The 1372-nt window shown below is 40.9% G+C and carries 2 protein-coding genes; both read left to right on the top strand.

Going from position 1 to position 1372, the window contains the following annotated elements; all coding sequences use genetic code 11:
• The coding region (locus AC3AYF_RS21060) for a hypothetical protein (RefSeq protein WP_487780419.1) at positions 1-301 on the top strand (301 nt) is incomplete at its 5' end.
• A 351-nt stretch (positions 302-652) separates the two neighbouring features.
• On the top strand, positions 653-1372 hold a 720-nt coding region (locus AC3AYF_RS21055), incomplete at its 3' end, for a sulfotransferase family protein (protein WP_487780418.1).

Raw genomic sequence — 1372 nt, 5'->3', positions numbered from 1 at the left:
GGCCGGCACGGGCATCAAGATCGATGAAGAAGAGGGCCTTTCTGTTGAGTTAATGAAAATTAAAGGTCAAAAACCACAGGCTGAGGGCGAAAAGCCAGCTATCTTTCATCTGCCACCCTTATTAGAAGCTTGGTTTGTTGCCACCCCCGGCCATTATAAAAATGAAGAACACAAAGTTGATATTATCGATCCCGACTATTTTGTGACTTGGGATATCGTTAAGAAAAAAGACGATACCGAAGAAGGCGTAAATGAATGGTGGGAATGGCATCCTAGACTAAGCTCACCGTCAGTCAATTAAGTCGTGAACCAAAGGTGAAGATTATCTTTTATATCCACTCTTTAGGATTGTTGCTTCAAAAATGTCCGATAAGAAAATATCAGCCTACCTCGCAAGCAATCGAAATTATTATACGAATTCAGCATGTAACACTCTGAGATTAGATAATGAAATTAGTAAAGTGGACACTTTGGATAAATGACCGTTATACTCCGTTCTCAATATAAATCCATGGTACAAGGACGTTTTCAATGATGTTACCTTTCAGAAGATATAGACTATTATTGGACAAAGTGTCCGATAAACCCTAGTTATGTGTGTCAATAGCTAGTCAAAAGCTGTATCGTTCGCACATTATTTGGAAAATGATAAATGATAAATGATAAGAGTCGAAAAACACGTTGTGTGATTATTGTGGGTGCAATGAAAGCAGGGACGAGTTCCCTATTTGCAGCATTGGCTAAACATCCCCAGATCTGTCCTTGTTCGGAAAAGGAACCACAGTTCTTTTCTGGGGCTTACCAATGGGGCAAGGGTTGGTCATGGTATGAAGGACTGTTCCAAGACTTTGATCCAGAATTACATCGTTATCGTTTAGAGGCCAGCACCGATTATTCAAAATTTCCTTATTTTGATTTTACTCTAGACAGGATGCGTTCTAACAAGGATTATGAATTCAAGTTCATCTACCTGTTGAGACACCCCTTTGAACGCATTCAATCTCATCACTCTCATACTGCTTTTACGGGACACGAGTTGAGCCAAATTCGACCTGACTCCGTAGATTTCAGTTTGAACAATGGCATCAGTGAGGTGGCGATTCAGATAACTCGTTATGCATATCACCTCAAGGCCTACGAAGAAGTATTTGGAAAAGGGTCGATACTGCCTGTAATTTTTGAGCAATTAAAGAACGATCCGGAAGTGGAGATGAGTCGGATTTTTGCTTTCCTCGGATTGCCCCCTGACAGGAGGACAGCGATATTACCAAGAGAGAACGAACGTAGTGGTAAATATGCCAACCCCTTGTGGGGTAAAATGCGCACTATTTCGTCATTAAAACGGTTAGTGCATTTCTTAATCCCAAGGACT

The organism is Salinicola sp. (genome assembly GCF_982684285.1).
Note: the sequence above shows the minus strand (reverse complement) of the source record. Positions and strands in the feature narration are given on the sequence as shown.